The 412-nt window shown below is 42.5% G+C and carries 1 protein-coding gene; it reads left to right on the forward strand.

Annotated elements, in window-relative coordinates; genetic code table 11:
* The coding region (locus ACFRAE_RS17800; protein WP_422798517.1) for a dTDP-glucose 4,6-dehydratase at positions 1-412 on the forward strand (412 nt) is incomplete at both ends.

The following is a 412-nucleotide window of genomic DNA, read 5'->3' on the forward strand; positions in this document are numbered from 1 at the left end:
TGACTTATGCAGGTAACCTAGAAAACCTTTCGGATATTGAGCAATCCTCCAATTACAGCTTTTTAAAAGCAGACATACGTGATGCTGCACATATCCATCAGATCTTTCAAGAATATCAGCCTACAGGAGTGATCCATTTGGCTGCCGAATCCCATGTGGACCGTTCGATTAGTAATCCGACCGAATTTGTGATGACCAATGTAATTGGTACGGTAAATCTGCTGAATGCTGCGAAGGAATTATGGAAAGGGAATTATGAAGGCAAGCGTTTTCATCATGTATCTACAGACGAGGTTTATGGCACTTTAGGTGAAACGGGCCTTTTCACCGAGCATACGGCCTATGATCCACATTCACCTTACTCAGCTTCAAAGGCATCTTCCGATCATTTTGTTCGTGCTTATCAAGATAC

This window comes from Sphingobacterium sp. HJSM2_6, from assembly GCF_049316305.1.
GTDB lineage: Bacteria > Bacteroidota > Bacteroidia > Sphingobacteriales > Sphingobacteriaceae > Sphingobacterium.